The organism is Variovorax sp. Soil_C_39 (genome assembly GCF_057656815.1).
Genome location: NZ_JBDGJQ010000046.1, coordinates 1 through 471, shown reverse-complemented (window position 1 = coordinate 471; position 471 = coordinate 1). Strand labels below are relative to the sequence as shown.

General features: G+C 70.1%; 1 protein-coding gene. It reads left to right on the top strand.

Annotation, left to right across the window (positions count from 1 at the left end; translation table 11 throughout):
• On the top strand, positions 1-471 hold a 471-nt coding region (locus tag AC3A6J_RS28035), incomplete at both ends, for a Mu transposase domain-containing protein (protein WP_487863277.1).

Genomic DNA, 471 nt, shown 5'->3' with positions numbered 1-471 from the left:
CAGAAGCTGCCCGGCAGCCGCGCGAGCGCCTTCGCCGATCTGGATGCACCCGCATTGCAGACGCTGCCGCTGCAGCCCTGGGAGTGGGCCGCCTTCAAGAGCGTGCGGGTGCACATCGACCATCATGTGGAGATCGAAGGCCACCGCTACAGCGTGCCCCAGAACCTGGTGGGCCTGCTGCTGGAGGCACGCATCACAGCCCACGCGGTCGAACTGCTGCACCGCGGACAGCGTGTGGCCGCGCATCAGCGCAGCGCACACAAGGGTGGCTTCACGACCGTCGTCGCCCACCTGCCGGCAGCGCACCGCGCGCATCTCGAGTGGACGCCCGAGCGCCTGGTGCATTGGGGCCAGAGCATCGGCGCGGCTACGGGGCGCCTGGTGACACGCCTGATCGAGGAGCGTCGCCATCCCGAGCACGGCTACCGGGCATGTCTCGGGCTGCTGTCGCTGGCGCGGCGCTACGGCAAG